This window comes from Streptomyces sp. ME19-01-6, assembly GCF_033793745.1.
GTDB lineage: Bacteria > Actinomycetota > Actinomycetes > Streptomycetales > Streptomycetaceae > Streptomyces.
Window position 1 is genome coordinate 97,860 of the sequence record NZ_JARAXF010000031.1, and the last position, 22,536, is coordinate 120,395.

15 protein-coding genes and 1 pseudogene are annotated in these 22,536 nt (G+C 74.1%); 10 read left to right on the forward strand and 6 right to left on the reverse strand.

What is annotated here, in order from left to right; translation table 11 throughout:
- The first annotated feature begins 35 nt into the window (after positions 1 to 35).
- From PV419_RS41925 to PV419_RS41935, 3 genes are read left to right on the forward strand one after another with little or no spacing between them, the layout of a single operon-like run.
- On the forward strand, positions 36 to 410 hold the full coding sequence (locus tag PV419_RS41925) for a metalloregulator ArsR/SmtB family transcription factor (protein WP_319698070.1): 375 nt from the start codon (positions 36 to 38) through the stop codon (positions 408 to 410).
- Entirely contained in the window at positions 407 to 892 is a 486-nt protein-coding gene (locus tag PV419_RS41930) for an SRPBCC domain-containing protein (protein ID WP_319698071.1), read from the forward strand. Before PV419_RS41925 ends, PV419_RS41930 begins: the two co-directional genes overlap by 4 nt.
- A gap of 38 nt (positions 893 to 930) precedes the next feature.
- Entirely contained in the window at positions 931 to 2,463 is a 1,533-nt protein-coding gene (locus tag PV419_RS41935; protein ID WP_319698072.1) for a PH domain-containing protein, read from the forward strand.
- 3 nt (positions 2,464 to 2,466) lie between these two features.
- On the opposite strand, the gene PV419_RS41940 is transcribed toward PV419_RS41935, so the two are convergent.
- Complete coding sequence (locus tag PV419_RS41940) at positions 2,467 to 3,219, reverse strand: GntR family transcriptional regulator (protein ID WP_319698074.1); 753 nt, start codon at positions 3,217 to 3,219, stop codon at positions 2,467 to 2,469.
- A gap of 134 nt (positions 3,220 to 3,353) precedes the next feature.
- Here PV419_RS41940 and PV419_RS41945 point away from each other — a divergent pair, with 134 nt between their 5' ends.
- Positions 3,354 to 4,133 (forward strand): SDR family NAD(P)-dependent oxidoreductase, encoded by a 780-nt coding sequence (locus tag PV419_RS41945; RefSeq protein WP_319698075.1) that lies wholly within the window; start codon positions 3,354 to 3,356, stop codon positions 4,131 to 4,133.
- On the opposite strand, the gene PV419_RS41950 is transcribed toward PV419_RS41945, so the two are convergent.
- Positions 4,127 to 5,059, reverse strand: coding sequence for an RNA polymerase sigma-70 factor (locus tag PV419_RS41950; protein WP_319698077.1), 933 nt, complete (start codon positions 5,057 to 5,059; stop codon positions 4,127 to 4,129). The genes PV419_RS41945 and PV419_RS41950 overlap by 7 nt on opposite strands.
- Positions 5,060 to 5,220: 161 nt before the next feature.
- Here PV419_RS41950 and PV419_RS41955 point away from each other — a divergent pair, with 161 nt between their 5' ends.
- Complete coding sequence (locus PV419_RS41955) at positions 5,221 to 6,051, forward strand: alpha/beta hydrolase (RefSeq protein ID WP_319698079.1); 831 nt, start codon at positions 5,221 to 5,223, stop codon at positions 6,049 to 6,051.
- 45 nt (positions 6,052 to 6,096) lie between these two features.
- Here PV419_RS41955 and PV419_RS41960 read toward each other — a convergent pair.
- A pseudogene (locus PV419_RS41960) lies at positions 6,097 to 7,077 on the reverse strand (DMT family transporter); the annotation flags it as partial.
- 47 nt (positions 7,078 to 7,124) lie between these two features.
- Here PV419_RS41960 and PV419_RS41965 point away from each other — a divergent pair.
- The 5 genes from PV419_RS41965 (at position 7,125) to PV419_RS41985 (ending at position 14,044) form a co-directional block, all read left to right on the forward strand.
- Positions 7,125 to 8,615 (forward strand): PLP-dependent aminotransferase family protein, encoded by a 1,491-nt coding sequence (locus PV419_RS41965; RefSeq protein WP_319698080.1) that lies wholly within the window; start codon positions 7,125 to 7,127, stop codon positions 8,613 to 8,615.
- Positions 8,616 to 8,703: 88 nt separating this feature from the next.
- Entirely contained in the window at positions 8,704 to 10,284 is a 1,581-nt protein-coding gene (locus PV419_RS41970) for an alkaline phosphatase D family protein (RefSeq protein ID WP_319698105.1), read from the forward strand.
- Between the two features lie 30 nt (positions 10,285 to 10,314).
- Entirely contained in the window at positions 10,315 to 10,839 is a 525-nt protein-coding gene (locus tag PV419_RS41975; protein ID WP_319698081.1) for a DUF1990 domain-containing protein, read from the forward strand.
- Between the two features lie 154 nt (positions 10,840 to 10,993).
- A complete protein-coding gene (locus PV419_RS41980; RefSeq protein WP_319698083.1) occupies positions 10,994 to 12,256 on the forward strand; it encodes a GNAT family N-acetyltransferase in 1,263 nt (420 codons plus the stop codon).
- A gap of 96 nt (positions 12,257 to 12,352) precedes the next feature.
- Positions 12,353 to 14,044: a DUF885 domain-containing protein gene (locus PV419_RS41985; protein ID WP_319698084.1), complete on the forward strand. Its 1,692-nt coding sequence runs from the start codon at positions 12,353 to 12,355 to the stop codon at positions 14,042 to 14,044.
- A 76-nt stretch (positions 14,045 to 14,120) separates the two neighbouring features.
- Here PV419_RS41985 and PV419_RS41990 read toward each other — a convergent pair whose 3' ends face one another.
- The 3 genes from PV419_RS41990 to PV419_RS42000 form a co-directional block, all read right to left on the reverse strand.
- Positions 14,121 to 17,735, reverse strand: coding sequence for an AAA family ATPase (locus tag PV419_RS41990; protein ID WP_319698086.1), 3,615 nt, complete (start codon positions 17,733 to 17,735; stop codon positions 14,121 to 14,123).
- Positions 17,732 to 18,913 (reverse strand): exonuclease SbcCD subunit D, encoded by a 1,182-nt coding sequence (locus tag PV419_RS41995; protein ID WP_319698088.1) that lies wholly within the window; start codon positions 18,911 to 18,913, stop codon positions 17,732 to 17,734. Before PV419_RS41995 ends, PV419_RS41990 begins: the two co-directional genes overlap by 4 nt.
- 168 nt (positions 18,914 to 19,081) lie before the next feature.
- On the reverse strand, positions 19,082 to 22,536 hold a 3,455-nt coding region (locus tag PV419_RS42000; protein WP_319698090.1), incomplete at its 5' end, for a DUF6531 domain-containing protein.

Genomic DNA, 22,536 nt, shown 5'->3' on the forward strand with positions numbered 1-22,536 from the left:
GCGCCGGGTGGGCGGCGGGGCTAACGTATAACCAAATGGTTGTAGATGAGTCGACCGACGAGACCGTGGACCGCCTGTTCCACGCCTTGGCCGACGCCACCCGCCGCAACATCCTGCGCCGCTGTGTGCGGGACGAGCTGTCGGTGTCGCGGCTGGCCGAGGTCTACCCCATGAGCTTCGCCGCGGTGCAGAAGCATGTGGCGGTACTGGAGCGGGCCGGGCTGGTCACCAAGCAGCGCCGCGGGCGGGAGCAGCTCGTGCGAACCGACCCCGAGGCCATAGTCCGCGCCCGGCAGGCGCTCGACGAGCTCGAGACGGCCTGGCGCGGACGAGTGGACCGGATGGCCCGACTGCTCGCCCAGGACCCTGACCCCGAAGAGAACAAACCGACGGAAGGACGAGACCGATGACCGTCACCAGCGTGGCCAAGGACTTCGACAGCCTGACCCTCACCCTGACCGCCGACTTCGCCGCGCCGGTGGACCGCGTGTGGCGGGTGTGGGCCGACCCGCGGCAGCTGGAGCGCTGGTGGGGACCGCCGACCTACCCGGCGACCATGGAGCGGCACGACCTGACCCCGGGCGGAGAGGTCACCTACTTCATGACCGGCCCGGAAGGAGACAAGCACCGCGGCTGGTGGCGGATCACCTCCGTCAACCCCCCGACCTCCCTGGAGTTCACCGACGGCTTCGCCGACCCGGACGGCACACCGAGCACCGACATGCCGATCACCACGGTGCGGGTGCGGCTCACCGAGCACGACGGCGGCACCCGGATGGAACTGCGCTCGGCCTACGACTCCCGGGAGCAGATGGAGCGGCTGCTGGAGATGGGCATGGCCGAGGGCCTGCGGCAGGCGGTCGGCCAGATGGACGCCCTGCTCGCCGACTGACCCGGCGCCGGCCGCCCGGCCGGTGGCAGGATTGACGCATGACCAACGCCTGGGAAGTGACCTGCCGTTCCTCCTGGAAGCGCCCTCTGTGGTTCTTCGTCGGACTCGGGGCGGCAGGGGTGAGCCTGGCCGTGGTATGCATCGTGTTCTGGGGCAGGCTCTGGGACGTGTGGCTGGGCGTCGGGCTGCTTCTCGCACTGGTGGGCATCGCCTCGCTCCGCAGGGTCACCGCCCGGGTGAGCGCCGACGCGGACGGGCTGCACTCCCGGACACTGCTGCGCCGTCGGAGCGTACCGTGGCGCGACATCGCCGACCTGCGCGTACGTCTGAAGTACGCGAACACCCCCCGGGTCCAGGAGACGCGTCGCGTCAGCCTGGTGCTGCGCGACGGACGCAAGCGGCTCCTGCCTCTGCCGCAGAGCTGGGAACCCCACGACCCGGACTTCGACGGGCAGTTGGCTGCGCTCCGCGCGCTGCACCGCCGCCACGGAGCCCCGGAGTCGAGCCACATCCCGGTCGTCTCGTCCCGCACCGCCGGGCGCGGCTGGGCCGGGTCGCTGGGCCTGTGCGCGCTGCTGCTCGCGGGCGCGGGCGTGGCCGCGTGGTTCGTGCCGAGCATGGCGTCCGACGAGCGGGCGTGGCGGTCGGCCACCCCGTGCACCGCCGGAACGCCTACCACGGAGCGCGACACGTGCCTGACCACCCTGTCGGCCGTGATCGCACGGACCGAGTCCAACCCGCCCAAACAGCGCAGCTGGCTGTACTTCACCGACGGCCGGCCGCTGGAGCGACTCGATGTCTCACCCGAGGCCGCCGAGGAGTTCCAGGCCGGCGACAGCGTCGAACTGACCGTGTGGCGCGGCCAGGTGAGGGAGGTCGCCGGTGCGGGCCACGTATGGCGCGAGCACGTCCCCGGCGCGGGGGAACTGGCCGTCGTCGCAGCCGTGTTCGCCCTCGTCGCGGGCTACCCCGGAGCCCAGGTGCTGCTGCGCCTGCGCGGGCGCCGGCTCCCCGACGACGAGGTCCTCCCGTCGGCCCTTCCGTTCGGGGCCGCGCTCATCGGGACCGCCCTGTGGTTGCTGCCACTCTGCTACCTCCACCCGACGACCTTGTTCGCCTCTCCTGTCCCGATCACCTGGGCGGCCGCGGGCTCGCTGGTCACGCTGGCCCTGTTCGCCTGGGCCTGGCGCGCCACCCGGGTCCGTACGCCCGGAGCGGCCGACGCCACCGAAGGCCCCGCCGAGACGGAGACGGAAGCGTTCTTCGCCGCCCGCTTCCTGGAGCACACCGACTACAACCCGCACGGCTTCGGCACCCATATCGTCCTCGGAGGCGGCCCGCCCGCGGTGACACCCCACCCCGGGCCGGGCCGGTTCGCGGCGAAACGGATACCAGTGGAACGGCTCACCGTCGCGAACGTACGGCGCGCCCGGGGCAGCGACGGTGACACCGTCCCCAGGAGCTGGCACATCGCCGAACTCCACGACGGGGGCACGCCGGTGCGCCTCGCGGCCGCCCCGGACGACCTGGCCCGCATCATTCGCGAGCTGGTCCCGGCGAAGACCCCGTAGCGGTCAGCCCGCCAGGAGTTCCACGTCCGCGCCGTCGCCGAAGGTGAGGCGGCAGGTGTCGGCGCGGTAGGTGGCGACGGCTACGGCGACCGTGTGGCCGGCCGCGGTGTAGCGGGTGGTGACCAGGAGGACGGGGGCGCCGGGCAGGCGGTCCAGTTGCTTGGCGTCGTCGGCGCGGGCGGAGCCCAGCTCGACGGACTGCTCACGGCCTTCGAGTGCGACACGGCGCAGCTCGCGGAGGACCGCGCGGGCGCGGGGAGCGCCCTGCGGGGTGTCGATGGCGGTGAGGCCGGGGACGGAGTCGGACGGGACGTAGAGGAGCTCGGCGGCGATCGGCTGGCCGTGGCTGACGCGGCTGCGGCGCACGGTGTGCACCAGGGTGCCGGGCGGGACGTCGAGGAGCCGGGCGACCGCGGCGGGCGGCTCGGTCTCCGTGCTGTCGACGGGCTGCCAGGCCGCGTCGTCGGCGTCGTCGGCGTCTCCCCAGCTGTGGGCCCGGTCGCCGACCGCGACGCCCATGCGGGGCGGGGCGACGGTGGTGCCGACGCCCCGGCGGCGCTGCAACCTGCCCTCCAGCTCGAGCTGTTCGAGGGCCTGCCTGAGGGTGGCGCGGGCCACGCCGAAGCGGGCCGCGAGCTCACGCTCGTTGGGCAGGACCTCACCGACCGCGAACTCCGAGTCGAGCGCGTCGCTGAGCACGGTCTTGAGGTGCCAGTACTTGGGCTCCGGCACCGTGTCGAGCTGCGTGGTCCCCACCCTGTCCTCCGCAACAGATCTGCGCGCTTGATATGTGTGTTTCTTTATTAAAGGTTGTTGCAGTATCCAGTCCGACCATAAGGCGGCACCCTGCCTTGGTCAAGACCAATCAACGGGCCGCCTAGGATGCAGCCATGACCTCACAGTCCTATCTCTCCGAGCTGTTCTCGCTGGACGGCCAGGTCGCCGTGGTGACCGGCGGCAGTTCGGGCATCGGCCGTGCCATCGCCGGGGCCCTGGCGCACGCGGGCGCGAGCGTCGTGGTGGTGGCCCGCCGGGAGGCGGAGTTGGCCGCCACGGTCGAGGAACTGACGGGTCAGGGCTGCCGGGCGGGCCGAGTGAGCGCCGATCTGGGCACGCGCGACGGTGTGCGCGCGGCGGCCGAGGAGGCGGCGGCGGTGTTCGGGGAGCCCGACATCCTCGTCAACAGCGCCGGGATCAATCTGCGGCCCCCGATGGGCGAGCTCGGCGAGGAGGTGTGGGACACCACGATGGCGGTGAACCTGGAGGCGCCCTATCTGCTGGGGCAGCGGTTCGGCCCGAAGATGGCCGAACGGGGCTTCGGGCGGATCATCCACATCACCTCCCAGCAGGCGCACCGGGCGTTCGTGCAGAGCGGGGCGTACGGCGTCTCCAAGGGGGCGTTGGAGTCGCTGGCCCGGTCACAGGCCGAGGCCTGGTCGCCGTACGGCGTCACCTGCAACACGCTCGTGCCGGGGTTCGTGATGACACCGCTCAACACGCGGCTGTCCTCCGACCCCGGGCAGGTGGCGGCGCTGGCCGCGCGCACGTTGGTCGGGCGCAACGGCCTGGCCGAGGACTTCGCGGGCGCGGCGGTGTTCCTGGCGAGCCGCGCCTCCGCCTATGTCACCGGGCAGGCGCTCTTCGTCGACGGCGGGATGTCCGTTCACTGACCCTTGCCACCGGGCAACAGCTCCGTCAGATGCGTCAGCTTGTCGGGGTTGCGCATGATGTAGACGGCCTGGATCCGGCCGTCGGCGACATCGAGGGACAGGGCCGTGTCGGGGCGGCCGGCCGAGAACAGGACCATCGCGAAGCCGCCGTTGAGCTCGGTGAAGACCAGCTCCGACTCCGGGACGGTGCCCTGACCCACTGCCACCAGGAAGCGGGCGATCTTGTCCGCCGTCTCCATGATCCGCAGCGGCGCCTTGGACTTGCCGTCGGTGTCGCCGACGAGGCGGGCGCCGGGCGCCAGCAGCGCGAGCAGCTCCTCGAGGTCGCCACCCCGCGCGGCGGCCAGGAAACGCTCCGTCAGGTCGCGGCGCTGTCCCGGGTCCACCTCGAACCGCGGCTTGCGCGTCCCCACATGGCGCCGAGCCCGCCCGGCCAGCTGGCGCACCGCCGCCTCCGTACGGTCCAGGGCGGCGGCGATCTCCCCGTACGGAAAGCCGAAGGCCTCGCGCAGCACGAACACCGCGCGCTCCAGCGGTGAGAGCGACTCCAGGACCACGAGCACGGCCAGCGAGACGGACTCGGCGAGTACCGCCCGCTCGGCGGTGTCCGGGACGGTGTGGCCGAAGTCGGTGGCGATCGGCTCGGGCAGCCACGGGCCGACGTACGACTCGTGGCGGGCCTGCACCTGCCGCAGCCGGTCGATGGCGAGCCGGGTGGTGATCCGTACGAGGTAGCCGCGGGGTTCGCGCACCGCCTCGCGGTCGGCGCCCGACCAGCGCAGCCACGCCTCCTGGACCACGTCCTCCGCGTCCGTCACCCGGCCCAGCATGCGGTAGGCCACTCCGGTCAGCAGGGAGCGGTGCTCCTGGAAGACGTGTGTCGCGGTGTCGGCCGCTGTGTCGGCCGCGGTGTCAGAAGAGGCCACGCGACCCATCGTCCCACCCCGTCGGGACATGACCCGCACCGGGTCTACCCAGGGGTAACTCCTACTGACATCCTGTCTCGTAACGTCACCACGTCACCACGTCAGTACGCCACCATGCCACCGCGTCACCATGTCGCCCGGAACCGACGAGGAACCGCCCTATGGCCGCCACCATCACCTTCCCCATCGACACGCCCACCGGGCCGCAGCCCGTGCGCGTCGTCTACGAGCGGCGCGGCACCGGCCGGCCCCTGGTGCTGCTGCACGGCATCGGACACCACTGGCAGGCCTGGGAGCCGGTGCTGGACATCCTCGCCGTCGAGCGCGAGGTCACCGCCGTGGACCTGCCCGGCTTCGGGGAGTCCTCCGCGCTGCCGGACGGCGTCAGGCACGACCTGGAGGGCGTGGCGCCCGTACTCGCCGCGCTGTTCGAGGCGCTCGGTCTTGACCGACCGGACGTCGCCGGGAACTCCCTCGGCGGGCTGCTCGCCCTCGAACTCGGCCGCCGGAAGCTCGTACGGTCGGTCACCGCGCTCGCCCCGCCCCGGTTCTGGAGCGAGGCCGAACGACGCTACGCCTTCGCGGTGCTGACGGCCATGCGGGTCGGCGCCCGGACGATGCCGCTGCCGCTGATCGGCCGACTGGCGCGGACGGCGGCGGGGCGGGCGGTGCTGACCGGCACCATCTACGCCCGGCCCGGGCGGCGTTCAGCCCCGGCGGTGGTCGCCGAGGCACGGGCCATGCGCGAGGCGACCGGGTTCGAGGCCACCCTCGCCTCGGGGCCCGACGTCGTGTTCACGGACGACATTCCCGATGTGCCGGTCACCATCGGCTGGGGCACCCGCGACCGGGTGCTGCTGCCCCGTCAGGGCGTCCGGGCCAAGCGCACGATCCCCGCCGCCCGGCTGGTCCGCCTCCCCGGCTGCGGCCACGTCCCCATGAACGACGACCCGGCCCTCGTCGCCCGCGTGATCCTGGACGGCAGCCGCTGACGGGCCGCGCGCCAGGTCCAGGACGCCCGAGCCCAGGGCCACGCCCAGGGCGACCAGGAGGCTGCCGGCCGCCTGCGCCGGGCCGTAGCCACCCGTGCCGACGAGCGGTGCCGTCGCGGCGGCGGAGACGGGGATCAGGCCGGAGAACAGGGTGGCCCGCTCGGCGCCGATCCGCTGGACGCCGACGTACCAGCACACGAAGCCGACGACGGTGACCACCACCGCCTGCCACAGCAGCGCCGCCGCCTCTCCGCCGTCCGGCGCCCTCAGCCATTCCCCGCCGTCGAGCACCAGGCCGAGCAGCGCGGACTCCACGGCGGCGAGGCCACACGCCACGGCGGACAACAGCCGGGGGCCGAGCGGCCGCAAAACGGGGACGGCCAGTACGGCGAACCCCACCTCGCCCACGAGCGCCCCCACCGACCACAGCAGCCCCGCCGTGTCCGTACGCCCCCACCCCTGCACGATGAACGCGCCCCCGGCGACCGACAGCGCCCCCGCGACCACGGCCGGGGCCGGGCGTCGCCCGTCGAGCCCGGGCGCGATCACGGCGACGACCAGGGGCGCGCAGCCGACGAACACCCCCGGCACCGCGGGCTCCGCACTCCCCTCCGCCGCGAGCACGGCGAGGTTGAACCCGACCATGCCCACGGCCGCCAGCGCCGCCAGCCGCCCCCACTGCCGCCCGCTCAGCGCCCGCAGCGGCCCCAGCACTCGCCCACCGCCGCGCCCGGCGAGCGGCAGAAGCAGGACGCAGGCGAGGCCGTAGCGCAGCGCCTGGCCTCCCGCGTGCGGGTAGTGACCAAGCACGCTGTTGGCGGTGAACGAGGCACCGACCAGGCAACCCGCCACGCCCGCGAGCAGCGCCCCCAGCAACCCGTGGCGAGACCGTCCGCCACCACTGAGGCCCTGCGCGCCGGGCGTGGCGACGGGGGCCGCGGGCTCGGCTGCGACGTCCGGGGCGGCGGCAGCGGGGCGGGGGCAGCCCGTCGGTGTCGTGCCCTCGGGGGGATCAGTTCGTTTCATGGCGCCGACGCTAGGCAGCCGACCGGTACCCCTTAAGGTCCAATCCGATGGCTGATTCACGGACCACTTCCTGGACCGCCGCCTGGGAGTTGCTGCTCCCCGCCGCGGCCGCGCCGCCCCGTCGGCGCGGGCGGATGCTGCAGTCCGCGCTGCGCGAGGCGGTGCGCTCCGGGCGGATCGCGGCCGGGACCCGGTTGCCGTCCAGCCGGGAGCTGGCGGCCGACCTGGGGGTCTCGCGCGGGCTTGTGACCGACGCGTACGAGCAGTTGACGGCCGAGGGGTACCTCAGCAGCAGCCGGGGCTCGGGCACATGGGTGAGCGGGGCGGCGCAGGCCACGGTGGTGCGGGAGCACAAGCGGCCGGTCTCCGACGGCGTGCCCGAGACCGGCTTTCTGCCCGGCACCCCCGATTTGTCGCTGTTCCCGCGCGCCGCGTGGTCGGCGGCGCATCGCCGGGTGCTGGCGCGCGTTCCGCACAGCGGGCTCGGCTATCCGGATCCGCGCGGGCTGCCGGAGTTGCGGGCGGCCGTTGCGGGGCTGCTCACCCGCCGCCGTGGGGTGGTGGCGGCCCCGGAGTCCGTGGTGATCTGCTCGGGCGTCGCGCAGGCCATGACGCTGCTGGGCTTCACGCTGGCCGGTCTTGGCCACCGGGCCGTGGCGGTGGAGGACCCCGGCAGCCCCGAGCACACCGCGCTGCTCTTGGCGGCGGGCCTCACGGCCGCCCCCGTGCCGCTGAACGCCGAGGGGCTGTCGCCCGCCGCGCTGGCCGCGTCGGGCGCGCGGGCCGCCCAGCTCACCCCCTGCCACCAGTTCCCCTCGGGCATCGCGTATTCGGCGCGGCGCCGCTTCGAGTTGCTGGAGTGGGCGCGCGCCGCCGACGGGCTGCTGGTGGAGGATGACTACGACGGCGACTTCCGCTACGACCGGGCGCCGGTCGGCGCGCTGCAGGGCCTCGATCCGGCCCGGGTCGCCTACACCGGCTCGGTCAGCAAGTCGCTCGCCCCGGGGCTGCGACTGGGCTGGATGGTGATACCCGAGCAGTTGGTGGACCTGGTCGTGGAGCGCAAGCGGACCATGGACCTGGGCAATCCGGCGCTCGATCAGGCGCTGCTGGCCGAGTTCATCGAACGCGGCGACTACGACCGGCAGTTGCGGCGCTGCCAGCGCGCCTACCGGGAGCGGCGCGACGCGCTGGTCGCGGCGCTGGCCGAGCACTTCCCGGGGACGGAGGTGACCGGGATCGCCGCCGGGCTGCATGTCATCGCGCGGCTGCCGCGGCGGTACGGACCCCAGGCGCGCTTCCTGGAGCGCGCGGCGCAGGCAGGGGTGGCGCTGCGCCCGCTCGCCGACTACGCCTGCCGACCCGACGGCTCCCCCGCCCACTCGCCGGCCCATGCGCCCGCCGGGGCGTGCGCCGGGGACGACGGGCAGGTACATCTGGTGATGGGCTACGCCCATCTCTCCCCCGCCCGGATCGCCCGGGCCGTGGCCCTGATCGCCGATGCCCGGGCCCCGGGCCTTCCCGCAACCTCGCGGTGAGTTGTTCACTGTCCGTTCGAATGCGAGGCATCTGGCACCGATAGCAACGGGACCGCACAGCGGTTCCATGAGCAACAGGAGGTTCGGCATGGCGCGGGAATCCGGCAGAGAGATCGGGCGGCGGCAGGTGCTGCGGGGTTCGGCGGCGGCGTCCGCCGCGCTGGCGGTGCCGACACTGGCGTCGGCGGCGTCGGCCGCGCCCGCGCAGGCGCTGTCCGGGCGGCCGAGCGCCCAGTGGGGCGTCCAGGTGGGCGACGTCACGACGTCCTCGGGCCTGGTGTGGGTGCGCTCGGACCGGCCGGCCCGGATGGTCGTCGAGACGTCGGCGACCGAGTCGTTCGCGAAGGCGCGGCGCTGGCGGGGCCCGCTGCTGGGGGCCGGCAGCGACTTCACCGGCACCACCCCGCTGCACGGGCTGCCGCCGGGCACCCAGGTCCACTACCGGGTGCTGCTCGCCGACCCGGACGACCCGCGCCGCACCGGCGAGCCGGTGTACGGGACGTTCCGCACCGCGCCGGCCCGCCGCCAGGGCGTGCGGTTCGTATGGTCGGGCGACCTGGCGGGGCAGGGCTGGGGCATCAACCCGGACCTCGGCGGCTACCGGATCTTCGAGGAGATGCGGCGGCTGGACCCGGACTTCTTCCTGTGCAGCGGTGACAACATCTACGCCGACGGCCCGCTGACGGAGAGCGTGACGCTGCCGGACGGCCGCACTTGGCGGAACATCACCACGGAGGAGAAGTCCAAGGTCGCCGAGACGCTCGCGGAGTACCGGGGCAATTTCCGGTACAACCTGCTCGACGCCAATCTGCGTCGCTTCAACGCGCAGGTGCCGACGATCAACCAGTGGGACGACCACGAGGTGCTCAACAACTGGTACCCGGGCGAGATCCTCACCGACGCCCGCTACACCGAGAAGAATGTGAACGTGCTGGCGGCCCGCTCGCGGCAGGCCTTCAGCGAGTACTTCCCGATCTCCACGCTGCGGCCCGACGGCGAGGGCCGGGTGTACCGGGTGCTGCGGCACGGCCCGCTGCTCGACGTCTTCGTGCTGGACTGCCGTACGTACCGGAACGCCAACTCGCCGGGCCGGCAGCCCGAGGACACCCAGGGCATCCTCGGCGCCGAGCAGCTGGCCTGGCTCAAGCGGGAGCTGTCGGCGTCGCGCGCGGTGTGGAAGGTGATCGCCTGTGACATGCCGCTGGGGCTTGTGGTCCCGGACGGGGCGACGGACTTCGAGGCGGTCTCGCAGGGCGACCCGGGGGCGCCGCTCGGCCGCGAGCTGCAGATCGCGGAGCTGCTGCGGCACATCAAGCACCGGAAGATCACCGGCACGGTGTGGCTGACGGCGGACGTCCACTACACCAGCGCCCAGCACTACGACCCGTCGCGGGCGGCCTTCAAGGACTTCGCCCCGTTCTGGGAGTTCGTCTCCGGGCCGCTGAACGCGGGCTCGTTCCCGGCGGTGAAGCTGGACGGCACCTTCGGGCCGGAGCAGCCCTTCGTCAAGGCGCCGACCAGGGCGAATGTCTCACCGGCCGAGGGCTTCCAGTTCTTCGGCGAGGTGGACATCGACGGGCACAGCGGCGAGTTGACGGTCCAGCTTCGCGAGGTGGGCGGCGCGGTGCTGTTCACCAAGGTCTTGCAGCCCGGGCGCGTCGGCCAGTGACGCGAGGGGCCGGGCTCGTACCGTACGGGCATGTCCACCACCGGCCCCGTATCCCGTCTGACCTACCCGGAGACGGGCGCCACACGGCAGTGGCCGCTGCCCGCCGGCTACCGCCACCTGCGGGTGTGCGTCCCGGTGGGTCGCGGCCCCGACGTGTTCGGGGCCGCGGGCCGGGCCGTGATGGAGTGGCGCATGCACCGGGGGGTGGGCCTGTCGGTGCGCAGCTGGGAGCCGACCGCCGTGGCGGGCCTGCCCGTGGTGATGGGGCTGGGGGCGGGGCGGCTGAGGCTGCGCGCGCCGTGCCAGGTGGTGTGGACGGTGGCGGAGGAGACGCGGACCGGCTTCGCGTACGGGACGCTGCCCGGGCACCCGGAGCGCGGCGAGGAGTCGTTCGTCGTCAGCCTGGAGCGGGACGGGGCCGTGGTGCTCACGGTGACGGCCTTCAGCCGTCCGGCGGTCTGGTACACGTGTGCGGCCGGGCCGCTGGTGCCGCTCTTCCAGCGGGCGTACGCGCGGCGCTGCGGGGCGGTGCTGCGGCGGCTGGCCGCGGCATGAGAACCTGAAGCACCTGAACATCTGAAGTCTGACAGGCTCCGTCCTTCAACCGTTCTATTCCAGACAAAAACGGTTTCGCGCCGCAATTACCCTCTTAACCCATCGGTCACAGTGCGTTCGTGATCACGCAACACCCCTCGGCAAGGGTGTACGCATGACCCACGCGACCCCTCACGACCACACCCGGCGCCCCCACGGCTGGCGGCGCGACCTGGTGGAGCTGGCCGCCCGGTGGTCACGGCGCCGCGGCAACGGCGCTGTCACGGACGGCACGGACGGCACGGACAGCACGGACGGCGCACCCGACGCACACGGCGCACCCGACGCGAACGGCACCCGGAGCGCCGACACCGCCCTGTGGCGGATGCGCACGACCGTACGGGACCAGCCGGGCACCCTCGCGGCGCTGTGCGCGGCCCTCGCCCGCCACACGGTCGACATCCTGGCGCTGCAGACCCACCCGCTGGCGGACGGCACCGTGGACGAGTTCCTGCTGCGCGCCCCCGCCGACCTGCCGCCCACCGAGCTGACCCACGCCGTCACGGCCGGCGGCGGCCGGGACACATGGATCGAGCGGGCCGACGCCCACGACCTGGTCGACGCGCCGACCCGAATACTGTCCCTGGCCACCCGCACCGCCCTGGACGCCGCCGAGCTCCCCCTCGCGCTGCGCCGGCTGCTCGGCCGCTGCACCATCCGGTCACTGCCCGCCAAGTCCCTGAGCGGCCGCCCGCTGGACGGAATGCCGCCGGTGGAGGGCGTGCTGGAGGAGACCGTGATGCGGCTGCGGGACCCGTCCGGCGGAGCCATCACCATCGAGCGCCCGTATCTCCCCTTCACCCCGACCGAGTTCGCGCGTGCCCGCGCGCTGGTCGAGCTGGACGCCCGACTGGGCCCGCGCGTCCCGCGCCGCCGCGATGTGCTGACGCTCCCCGAGGGCAATGAGATCACCGTGCACCGCGCCGACACCCGCGACCTGGACGCGGCGCGCGCGATGCACCAGCGGTGCTCGGCCGAGACGCTCGCCCTGCGCTACCACGGCCCGGCCGGCGACGCCGACCGCTACCTCGGCCACCTGCTGAGCCCGCGCTTCGGCCGCACCCTCGCCGCGCACACCGCCTCCGGGCGGCTGGTGGCCCTCGGCCATCTGCTGTGGGACGGGGACGAGACCGAGATCGCGCTGCTCGTCGAGGACGAGTGGCAGCGGCGCGGCATCGGCGGGGAGCTGCTGCGGCGGCTGGTGGCGATGGCCGCCGAGACGGGGTGCGAAAGCGTCTACGCCGTCACCCAGTCGGCCAACACCGGCATGGTCGCGGCGATGCGTGCGCTGGAGCTGCCGCTGGACTACCAGATCGAGGAGGGCACGCTCGTCATCACCGCCCGACTCTCGCCCGCGGTGATCTCCTCGGGCGCGTAGCCGGTCGCGGCGCCGGGGGCACAACATGATGTCGGTCAGGCACGTAACATCCCAATGCCCGTGACGCGCCCCCTCCCGCCGTACGAGGATGGCCGCATGTCCGACACCAATGACGCATCCCTGCCCCGCCAGGTGGCCGACGCCTACGTCGACGCACTCATCGAACACGATCCGATCACCGGCACCTACCTGGGGGTACCCGAAAGCGCCCGGCGGCTGCCGGACTTCTCGCCCGCGGGGCAGGAGGCGCTCGCGGACCTCGCCCGCACCACCCTGGACCGGCTCGGCGAGGCCGAGGCGCGGCCCGGTGCGGACAGCGACATCGAACGGCGCTGCGCGCGGCTGCTGCGGGAGCGGCTGACCGCCGAACTCGCCGTACACGACGCGCGGGAACACCTGCGGGCGGTCAGCAACCTCCACTCGCCGCTGCACGCCGTGCGCGGGGTTTTCACCGTGATGCCGGCCGAGACCGAGGAGGACTGGGCGGCGGTCGCCGCGCGGCTGCGCGCCGTACCGGCCGCCCTGGAGGGGTACCGCGCCTCGCTCGCCGAGGGGCTGCGGCGCGAACTGCCCGCCGGCCCCCGCCAGGTGTCCACGGTCGTCGGCCAGCTCAGCCAATGGACCGGCGCCGCCGACACCGACCGCGGCTGGTTCGCCGACTTCGCGGCCGGCGGCCCCGAGCCGCTGCGCGCCGAGCTGGACGCGGCGGCGGCCGAGGCCACCGCCGCCTTCGCCACGCTCCGCGACTGGCTGCGCGATGTGTACGGCCCGGCGGTCCAGGGCACGCCGGACGTCGTCGGACGCGAGCGGTACCGCCGTTGGGCGCGCATGTGGAACGGCACCGACCTCGACCTGGACGAGGCGTACGCCTACGGCTGGTCCGAATACCACCGGCTGCACGCCGAGATGCGCGCCGAGGCGGAGAAGATCCTCCCCGGCGCCACCCCTTGGGAGGCCCTGCGCCACCTCGACGAGCACGGCCAGGCCATCGAGGGCGTCGAGGAGACCCGCGCCTGGCTGCAGGGGCTCATGGACCAGGCCATCGAGGCGCTGGACGGCACCCACTTCGACCTGGCCGAGCGGGTCAAGCGGGTCGAGTCGATGATCGCGCCGCCGGGCAGCGCGGCGGCGCCGTACTACACCCAGCCGTCGGTGGACTTCTCCCGGCCCGGCCGGACCTGGCTGCCCACCATGGGCGAGACCCGCTTCCCGGTGTACGACCTGGTCTCCACCTGGTACCACGAGGGCGTGCCCGGCCACCATCTGCAACTCGCGCAGTGGACGCATGTGGCCGACCGGCTCTCCCGCTACCAGGCCACGGTCGGCATGGTCAGCGCCAACGCGGAGGGCTGGGCGCTGTACGCGGAGCGGCTGATGGACGAGCTGGGCTTCCTCACCGACGCCGAGCGGCGCCTGGGCTACCTCGACGCGCAGATGATGCGCGCGGTACGCGTGATCATCGACATCGGTATGCACCTGGAGCTGGAGATCCCCGCCGACTCCCCGTTCCACCCCGGGGAGCGCTGGACGCCGGAGCTGGCGCAGGAGTTCTTCGGCCGGCACAGCGGCCGGCCCGCGGACTTCATCGAGAGCGAGCTCGTGCGCTACCTGGGCATGCCGGGCCAGGCCATCGGCTACAAGCTCGGCGAACGCGCCTGGCTGGCCGGGCGCGAGGCGGCCCGCAAGGCCCACGGTGATCCCTTCGACGCCAAGTCCTGGCACATGGCGGCCCTCTCACAGGGCTCGCTGGGCCTGGACGACCTGGTGGCCGAGCTCTCGGCGATCTGACGGGGTGAGGGGGCCTGGCCGGGCGCACCTCACCGGGCGGGCGCGTCGCCGTCGTGGCGCGTCGGATCGCCCCGCGTCAGGTCCGGCCGCCCGCTCCGGCCGTACGGTGGCGCACCGCCGATCCGTCGCGGCCCTTCACCACCTCCAGCCGCACCGGTATGCGCTGGCGGAGATCGGCGACATGGCTGACGATGCCGACCGTACGGTCCCGCTCGCGCAGCGAGTCCAGCACGTCCAGGACCTCGTCGAGGGTCTGCTCGTCCAGGCTGCCGAAGCCCTCGTCGATGAACAGGGTGTCCAGCCGGGTGCCGCCCGCCTCGTCCGTCACCACATCGGCGAGGCCGAGGGCGAGCGAGAGCGACACGAAGAAGGTCTCACCGCCCGAGAGGGTGGCGGTGTCGCGCTCGCTGCCGGTCCAGGCGTCGATGACGTGCAGGCCAAGACCCGCCCTGCCGCGGCCGCCCGTCCGCGCGTCGGAGTGCACGAGGGTGTAGCGCCCGGCGGACATGTGCCGCAGCCGGGCGCTGGCCGCGGCCGCGACCTGTTCGAGCCGCGCGGCCAGGACGTACGCCTCCAGGCGCATCCTCCGCTCATTCTCCGCTGAGGTGCCCGCCGCGAGCGTGGCCAGGCGGGCCAGGCGGTCGTGCTCCTCGCGCAGCGGGGCGAGCCGCCGCGCGTCGGTGACGGCCTGGGCGGAGAGCCGGTCCAGCTCCTGGCAGCGGGTACGGGCCGCCGCGTCCCGCGCAGACGCCTCGCGCAGCGCGCGGGTGGCCGCCTCGGCCGCCGCCTCGGCGGCGCCGGGGTCGGCCGGGGGCTCCTGCGCGGCCGCGGCCACCAGCGGATCGGCCAGTTCGGCCGCGACGGCCGCGGACTCCGTCTGCCACTGCTCCAAACGGTGCCGCAGCCCGCGCTGGTTGGTCGCGGGCAGTACGGCGCCGGCCGCGGCGCTCGGTGTGTCGAAGCCCGCGCGGCGCGCGGCGTCGACGAGCCGCGCCCCGGCCTCCTCCAGCCGCCGCGCGGCGGCCTCGGCCTCCCGGGCCGCCTCGGCGGCCCGGGCCAGCAGCCCCGCGTGGCGCTCCAGCCGGGCGGCGCGCTCGGCCACGGTGACGGCTCCGCCGCGGGCCCGCTCCAACTCCGCCAGCAGCCCGGCCCGCTCCCGCAGCAGGGCCTCGCGCCGCGAGGTGCGCGCCGCGGCGCGCCGCTCGGCCTCCTGCCGCTGGGCCAGGCGCCGCTCGTGCTCTTCCTCGGCGTGGGCGAGCGCCTCGCGCGCGGCGTGGCCGTCGGCCCCGGCGCCGCGGGCCCCGGCGAGCGCGGTCTCCAAGTCCGCCACCGCCCGGTCCAGTTCGTCCGCCGTGCCGCCGCCCGCGGCGGCCTCCGCGCCCGCCAGCGCCTCCCGCAGCGACTGCAGCCGCCGCTCGGCCTCCTCCCGCCCGGCCTCCGCCCGCCGGTAGACCGCCAGCGCGGCCTCCTCCGCCGTACGGTCCACATGGCCGGCTCCGGGGCGCGCGGGGCGGGGGTGTTCGGTCGCCCCGCACACCGCGCACGGCTCACCGGCGCTCAGCCCCGCCGCGAGCTCGGCGGCGATGCCGCGCAGCCGCCGGTCCTTCAGGTCGAGCCAGGTCTCGTGCGCCACGGCGGCCTCCTCGCGGGAGCGCAGCAGGCGCTGTTCCGCCTCGGTCGCCTCCCCGGCCAGGAGGTCCCGCCGCCGGGCGGCATCGAGCCGCTGCCGGGCGGGGGCGAGCTGCCCGGCGAGCTGTTCGGCCCGGGTGACGGCCTCCTGCGCGGCCTCGACGCGCCGCGTATGCGCCTGGCGCGCCGTCTCCCACCCGGCGAGCCACTGCCCGGCCTCCTCGATCGCCTCCTCGTCGGCACGCGCCTGCCGGTCGAGCCCCGCGACCTCGGCGGCCACCTCCCCCGCCCGCCGCTCGGCCCGCCGCGCCGCGCCCAGCGACCCCAACTCCTCCCGCAGCCGCCGCTCCTCGTCGGCCAGCCGCGCGGCGCCCGCACCCGCGAGCCCCGGCCCTCCCGAGTGGGCCCGGGGCCCAAGCCCCGAGCCCGCGCCCGCGCCCGGTGACCCGACAATGGGCCGCCCGGCGCCGAGCGCCGCGTCCAGCGACCCATCACGCCCCTCGAAACCCTGTTCCGGCACCGCATGCGACCCGCCCGTGCCGCCCGCGCACCCGGAGCCGTCGCCCGCCACGCCCGGCGCGTCGACACACCGCTGGATCCCACCCCCACCGGCGCCCGGCTGCGGCCCCTCCCCCGCGCCCAGCCGTCCAGCTGCGAACCGCTCGCCGCCACCGCATGCGACGTCGGACAGCCCACCGCACTCCCGCGAGTCCTGTTCCGACACCACACTCGGCCGGCCCGTGCCGACCCCGCGCCCCGGTTCCGCACCCGGTGACTCAGGGGCCGAATGCTCGGCGGCAGCACCCGTCGCACGCGCGTAGCGCGTCGCGCCCGGCGGCTCGGTGCGTCCCTCCGCTCCCGGTGCCGCCCCGGCGCGCGGCTCCGCCTCGCCCTCGGCGCGGCGCGGCCGGGGGAGTTCGGTCTCGCCGGACGCGGGGGCGTCCATCGGCCGCGTCGGCTGAAGCTCCAGGTCGGGCTCGGCCGCCAGGCGGGTGCGGGCGGTGTGTTCGGCGGTGGTGGCGGCGGTGTGGTCGCGTTCGGCGGCGGCGTGGAGTTCCAGGGCGGGGACGACGGCGTCGGCCGCGCGGGCCCGCTCCAGGCGTGCGCGGGTCAGGTCGTGCTCGGCGCGCCCGCGCTCGAGCTCGTCGGCGCGGTGGCGGGCCTCGGCGTGGCGGCGCTGGAGGCGGGCGCGTTCACGTTCGGCGTCGGCCGTCCGGCGGGCGGCCTGGTGGGCGGTTTCGACGGCCTGGACCGCCGCGAGCGCGATGTCCTGCCGCTCGCGGGCGGTCGTACGGGCGATGGCGGCCCACTCCAGTACGGCGTCGGCCAGCCCCGGCTCGCCGGGGGCGAGGTCCGGCAGCGCATGGCCGTCGGGGCCGGGGGCGGGCCCGGCGGCCTGGGCCATGCGGTGGGCGAGGGCGAGCAGCCGTTCGTCGCCGCCGACGACCTGCTTCTCCGCGGCGCGCCGCAGCTCGGCGAGGCGTTCCTCGACGGCGGCGAAGCGGCCCGTGTCGAAGAGCTTGCCGAGCAGCTTGCCGCGGGCCATTTCGTCGGCGCGCAGGAAGCGGGCGAAGTCGCCCTGGGGCAACAGCACCACCTGGCAGAACTGCTCCTTGCTCATGCCGAGCAGCTGCGAGATCTCCTCGCCGATCTCCTGGTGCGAGCGGCTGAGCGCCTTCCACTCGCCGGCCCCGGGGAGGTATTCGCGCAGCCGGCTCTGCGCCTTCTCGCGCGTGGTACCGGTGCCGCGCTTCTTGGGGCGCGGCTGTTCGGGGCGCCGGGTGATCTCCAGGCGGCGCCCACCGACGGTGAGTTCGAGGACGACCTCGGTGGGGGTGTGCGGGTCGGCGTGATCGCTGCGCAGGGACAGCCCGCTGCCCTGCCGGGCGCCGGGCACCTGGCCGTACAGGCCGTAGCAGACCGCGTCCAGGACGGACGTCTTGCCCGCGCCGGTGGGCCCGTGCAGCAGGAAGAGCCCGGCGGACGAGAGTTCGTCGAAGTCGACCTCCTGGGTCGTGCCGAAGGGCCCGAAGGCGGTCATGGCGAGGCGGTGCAGCCTCATCCCCGTGCCTCCCCCGCGGTCTCGGCGGGCTCGGTCTCGTCGGCGCGTACGGCGTCCAGGGCCGCGCCGAGCACCGCGCGCTCAGCTTCGTTTGGGCCGCGCCCGCCGCGCACATGGGCCACGAAGTCCTCCGCGATCTGCCGGTCGGTGCGGCCGCGCAGCCGCTGTGCGTACGAGGCCAGCGGGTCCTCCGGGGCCCGCTCGGGGTCGAACACCAGGCTCAGCAGATGAGGGAAGCGCCGCGCCAGGCGGGGCATCGGCTCGTACGGGCGCGCGGGGTCGGTGAGGGTCGCCTCGACCCAGGCGTCCTCGTGCCGGTCCAGGCCCGGGTCGGAGAGCAGCTCCTCGATCCGGCCCCGGATCCGGGCCAGCGGCCGGGGCACCGGGCAGTCGACGCGCTCGGCGGCCAGGGCGCCGCCGGGGCCGAGGTCGACGAGCCACATGGACTTGCGGTGCCGGGCCTCGGAGAAGGAGTACGCGAGCGGCGAACCGGAGTAGCGGATCCGCTCGGTGATGGCCTGGCAGCCGTGGAGATGCCCGAGCGCCGCGTAGTCGACGCCGTCGAAGATCTCGGCGGGGACGGAGTCGACACCTCCGACGGTGATGTCGCGCTCGCTGTCGCTGGGCGCGCCGCCGGTGACGAAGGCGTGCGCGAGGACGACCGAGCGGGTGCCGGCCGGGCGGGTGGCGAGGTCGGCGCGGACCCGGTCCATGGCGGCTCGCAGCACCGCGGTGTGGCCCGTCGCCTCCGCGCCCAGCGCCTCCCGCACCAGGGCGGGCTCGAGGTACGGCAGTCCGTAGAGCGCGACGTCACCGTGGTCGTCGGCGAGGACGACCGGGGTGGCGCACCCGGCGGGGTCGGTGCGCAGATGGATTCCGGCCCGTTCGATCAGTCCGGCACCGACACCGAGCCGCCTGGCCGAGTCGTGGTTGCCGGAGATCATGACGGTCGGCACGCCGAGGTCGGCGAGGCGGTGCAGGGCGTCGTCGAAGAGCTCGACGGCGGCGAGCGGGGGCACCGCCCGGTCGTAGACATCGCCCGCCACGAGCACGGCGTCGACCCGCCGCTCGCGCACGGTCGCGAGCAGGTGGTCGATGAACCGCCGTTGCGCCGAGAGCAGGTTCACCCGGTGGAAGGACCGCCCCAGGTGCCAGTCGGATGTGTGCAGCACTCTCACAGCCTCGCACCGACCCGCACGCTCGTTTCCTCCCCGCCGCCGACTCCCTGCCGCCGGCTCCCTGCCGCCAGTTCCCCGCCGCCGGCTCCGCCCTACCGTAGCCCCATCTCCGTGCCGACCGGCCACCCGCACACCCTACGGACCCCCAAGGCCCGGCCCGGCCCGGTCCTACTTCCAGCCGCTGTCGGGGAAATGTGGCGCCGTGAACGGATGGATGGTCTTGTAATGGTCGGTCGTCCATCCCATCACCTTGCGACCGTCAGGGAGCGTTTTGACCAGAATCCGCGCTTCCTCCGGGTTCTTCGCTCCCGGTACCCGATACTCGTCCGATCCCGCCCACGGCCGCTCGTGGGGAGCGTGGTCTCCGGCGAACACCCGCGGATCGCCGGTGTTCGGATCGGTCTGCCGGACTCCGCGGCCCGCCCGGATGTCGTCATAGGCCTCGACGAATTTCTTCGGCAGCCCCTGCGGAAGGGGATCCGACAGACGTCCCGGGGACTTGTTGTAGTCGGGCGCAAGACCGAGCGGGTCGCTCCAGGTGTGGGGGTTGTGAACGTAGGTGGCCGGGTTGGGCGCGGGGGCGAGACCCAGCGGGTCGGGGCTGGCGTAGCGCGCGGTCTCCGGGTCGTAGTAGCGGTGGACGTTGTAGTGCAGCCCGCTTTCGGGGTCGTAGTACTGGCCGGGGAAGCGCAGCGGGGTGTACGCGCTGCTGCCGCGGGTCCAGGTGGTGGTGCCCCACAGGGTGGTGCGGGTACGCCAGGCGATCGCGCCGCTCTCGTCGACGAGTTCGGAGGGGGTGCCGACCAGGTCGGTGACGATGGCGAAGAAGCGCCGGTCGATCTCGTGGTGTCCGGTGGCGTCCGTGATGCGTTCCGACTGGGCGACGGGGTGCAGGCCGTCGTGGTCCCAGGTCATGACGATCTGATCAGGGCCTCCCGGCACGGTGGTCGTCTGCTCGATGAGGGTGGTGTCGTCCCAGGTGAAGTCGGTCCGCTCCAGGACCGTTTCGCCGTCCGCGGCCAGCCGCTGCTTGGCGATGCGGCGGCCGAGCGGGTCGTAGAGGTAGCGCCAGACGGTGCCGTCGGGGGTGGTGAGGGAGGTCAGCCGGTCCTCGGCGTCCCACGCATAGCGCCAGGTGTCGGGCTTCTTCGACAGCCGGTTCTTCTGCCGCAGGGTGATCCGCCCGGCCGCGTCGTGCTCGTAACGGACCCGGCCGGCGCGGGTGATGCGGGTGCCGGTGTACGCGCGCTCACCGGTCGCCTCGGCGCCGGGGTGCTTGGCGGGCCAGGACGCCTGGGTCTGGTTGCCCGCCTCGTCATAGGCATAGGTCTCGGCCCAGCTCTGGGCGTGGACCGCGGTGACCCGGCCGACGGCGTCCAGTTCGAAGGTGCGGCGGCCGCGGAGCGCGTCGTCGACCGCGGCGAGGTGGCCATCGGCCCGGTAGGTGTACGCGCGGCGCTGGACCGTTCCGGCAGTCGGCCCGGTGAGGGCCTGTTCGGTGAGGCGGCCCTTCGGGTCCCAGAGCTGGGTCAGGGCCAGTTCGCCCCCGATGAGCCGGGTGGTCTCGCGGCCCGCGGCGTCGCGCTCGAAGCCGAGGGTCTGGCCGGAGGCGGTCAGGGTGGTGCGGCGGCCGGCGGCGTCGTAGGCATAGGTGGTGGTGGCCCCGCCGGGGGTGGTGCGGCGGATGCGGCGGCCCAGTGGGTCGTAACGGTGGGTCAGGACGCGCCCGTCCACCATCTCGCACTTGATCTGGCCCATCCGGTCCCGCTGGAGGACGATCTCGGCGTCCGGTCCGGCGGCCGAGACCAGACGTCCGACCGTGTCATAGCTGTAGGTGGTGGTCTGTCCGGCGGCGTCCTTGGTGACGATGCGGCCGAGCACATCGCGCTCAAAGGCGATGGTCCGGCCCAGCGGTGTGGTGCGCGCGGCCAACCGGCCCGCGGCGTCGTGCTCGTAGCGGATCGTACGGTCGTCGAAGTCGGTCTCGGAGATCAGCCGGCCCACCGGGTCGTACTCATAGGACCAGGTCAGCCCCTGGGGGCTGGTGACCTTGGCCAGCCGCAGCTCGGCGTCGTGCTCGAACTCGTAGCGCGCCCCGCCCGGGCCGGTCCGCGCGGTGAGCAGATCGAAGTGCGTGTACTCGTACGAGGTCACCCCGCCGGCCGCGTCGACGTGGTGGGTGCAGTTGCCCTCGCCGTCGTACGTCCAGGCCTCCTGGCTGCCGTCGGGGTCGAGCCGGCGCAGCAGCTTGCCCTCGACCGACCACTCCAGCCGGGTCGTCGCACCGAGCGGGTCGACGACGGCGACCGGGCGGCCGAAGGCGTCATGCCGGCAGATGGTGACCGCGCCCAGCGGATCGGTGATCTCCACGGGCAGTCCGGCCGGGTCGCAGCGCACCCGGGTGGTCTCGCCCAGGGCGTTGCTGACCGAGGCCAGACGGCCGTGGTCGTCGTAGGTGTAGCGGGTGGTGGCCCCGGCCGGGTCGGTGACGGCGAGACGGTTGCCGCGCTCGTCATAGGCGTAGGTCTGTGTGGTCCCGTCCACACCGGTGATCGAGACGGGGAGGCCCAGGTCGTTGTGGCGGATGGTCGCCTGCTCGCCGTCGGGGCGGGTGATCGTCTCCAGCCGGCCGTGCTCGTCGTAGGCGTACGCGGTGCGGTGGCCGAGGGCGTCGGTGTGGGCCAGCACCCGGCCGTGACGGTCGTACTCGGTGCGGGAGTACGCGCCCAGCTGGTCGATCTCGCCGACGACCCGGTAGGCGTCGTCGATCAGGTACTTGAGGGTGTGGCCGGCGGCGCTGGTGACGGTGGTGATCCGGTGGCCGGTGCGCTGGTCGACACCGTGGTAGTCGACGCGGACGGAGACATGGCCTTCGGTGCCGCCCTCCGCGATGCAGCGGTGGCGGTTGTCGTAGACGTAGTCGTAGCGGCGGTCGTTGGTGTCGGTCCAGGAGATGACGCGGCGCTCGTCGTCGTACTCGAACCGCAGCGGCAGCCCGGAGGAGTTGACGACCTCGGTGAGGTTGCCGTCGGTGTAGCCGTAGCGGATCACCGTCACATCGGAGCCGTCGGGCGCTGCGCCCGCCAGGCGCAGCGCGGTGATCCGGCCGTTCTCGGTGGTCAGCTTCAGGTGGTAGCCCGCCGAGTGCACGATCGCGGTCGGCGTGCCGTCGAGGGCGTAGTGGAAGCTGATCCGGTTGCCGTTGCGGTCGTGGATCTCCTCGATGGGCGCGAGGCCGTCGGCGCCGCCTGCGGGCGCCGAGAAGCGGTGGGTGCGGCCGGTGTCGAGGTCGGTGACGGTGTAGTCCCCGTCGACGGTGCGCTCCAGGGGCCAGCGCGCGACGCCCGCCTTGGGCAGGGTGGGGAGGTCGGGCGCGGGGTGCGGATAGTCCAGCAGCCGTCCGTCCTCGCAGACGAAGACCACACCCTCGGGGCCGATCTCCAGATGCTGGTCGGCCGTGCTGGACCACGACGGGCCGAACCACCGCCCCGCCCGGTACCCCGACTCCACCCGTCGGTGGAACTCCAGTGGCAGCACACCGGGCAGGGTGATGTCCGTCTGCGGCAGGAACATCTTGCCCGTGGCGAAGTCGATCGGGTCCGAGCCCTTCGTCTCCTTCGCGC

What these genes read in the sequence shown, in the direction of transcription:
- PV419_RS41925 (WP_319698070.1), top strand. Translation starts at nt 36, where the DNA reads ATGGTTGTAGATGAGTCGACCGACGAGACCGTGGACCGCCTGTTCCAC.
- PV419_RS41930 (WP_319698071.1), top strand. Translation starts at nt 407, where the DNA reads ATGACCGTCACCAGCGTGGCCAAGGACTTCGACAGCCTGACCCTCACC.
- PV419_RS41935 (WP_319698072.1), top strand. Translation starts at nt 931, where the DNA reads ATGACCAACGCCTGGGAAGTGACCTGCCGTTCCTCCTGGAAGCGCCCT.
- PV419_RS41945 (WP_319698075.1), top strand. Translation starts at nt 3,354, where the DNA reads ATGACCTCACAGTCCTATCTCTCCGAGCTGTTCTCGCTGGACGGCCAG.
- PV419_RS41955 (WP_319698079.1), top strand. Translation starts at nt 5,221, where the DNA reads ATGGCCGCCACCATCACCTTCCCCATCGACACGCCCACCGGGCCGCAG.
- PV419_RS41965 (WP_319698080.1), top strand. Translation starts at nt 7,125, where the DNA reads ATGGCTGATTCACGGACCACTTCCTGGACCGCCGCCTGGGAGTTGCTG.
- PV419_RS41970 (WP_319698105.1), top strand. Translation starts at nt 8,704, where the DNA reads ATGGCGCGGGAATCCGGCAGAGAGATCGGGCGGCGGCAGGTGCTGCGG.
- PV419_RS41975 (WP_319698081.1), top strand. Translation starts at nt 10,315, where the DNA reads ATGTCCACCACCGGCCCCGTATCCCGTCTGACCTACCCGGAGACGGGC.
- PV419_RS41980 (WP_319698083.1), top strand. Translation starts at nt 10,994, where the DNA reads ATGACCCACGCGACCCCTCACGACCACACCCGGCGCCCCCACGGCTGG.
- PV419_RS41985 (WP_319698084.1), top strand. Translation starts at nt 12,353, where the DNA reads ATGTCCGACACCAATGACGCATCCCTGCCCCGCCAGGTGGCCGACGCC.
- PV419_RS41990 (WP_319698086.1), bottom strand. Translation starts at nt 17,735, where the DNA reads ATGAGGCTGCACCGCCTCGCCATGACCGCCTTCGGGCCCTTCGGCACG.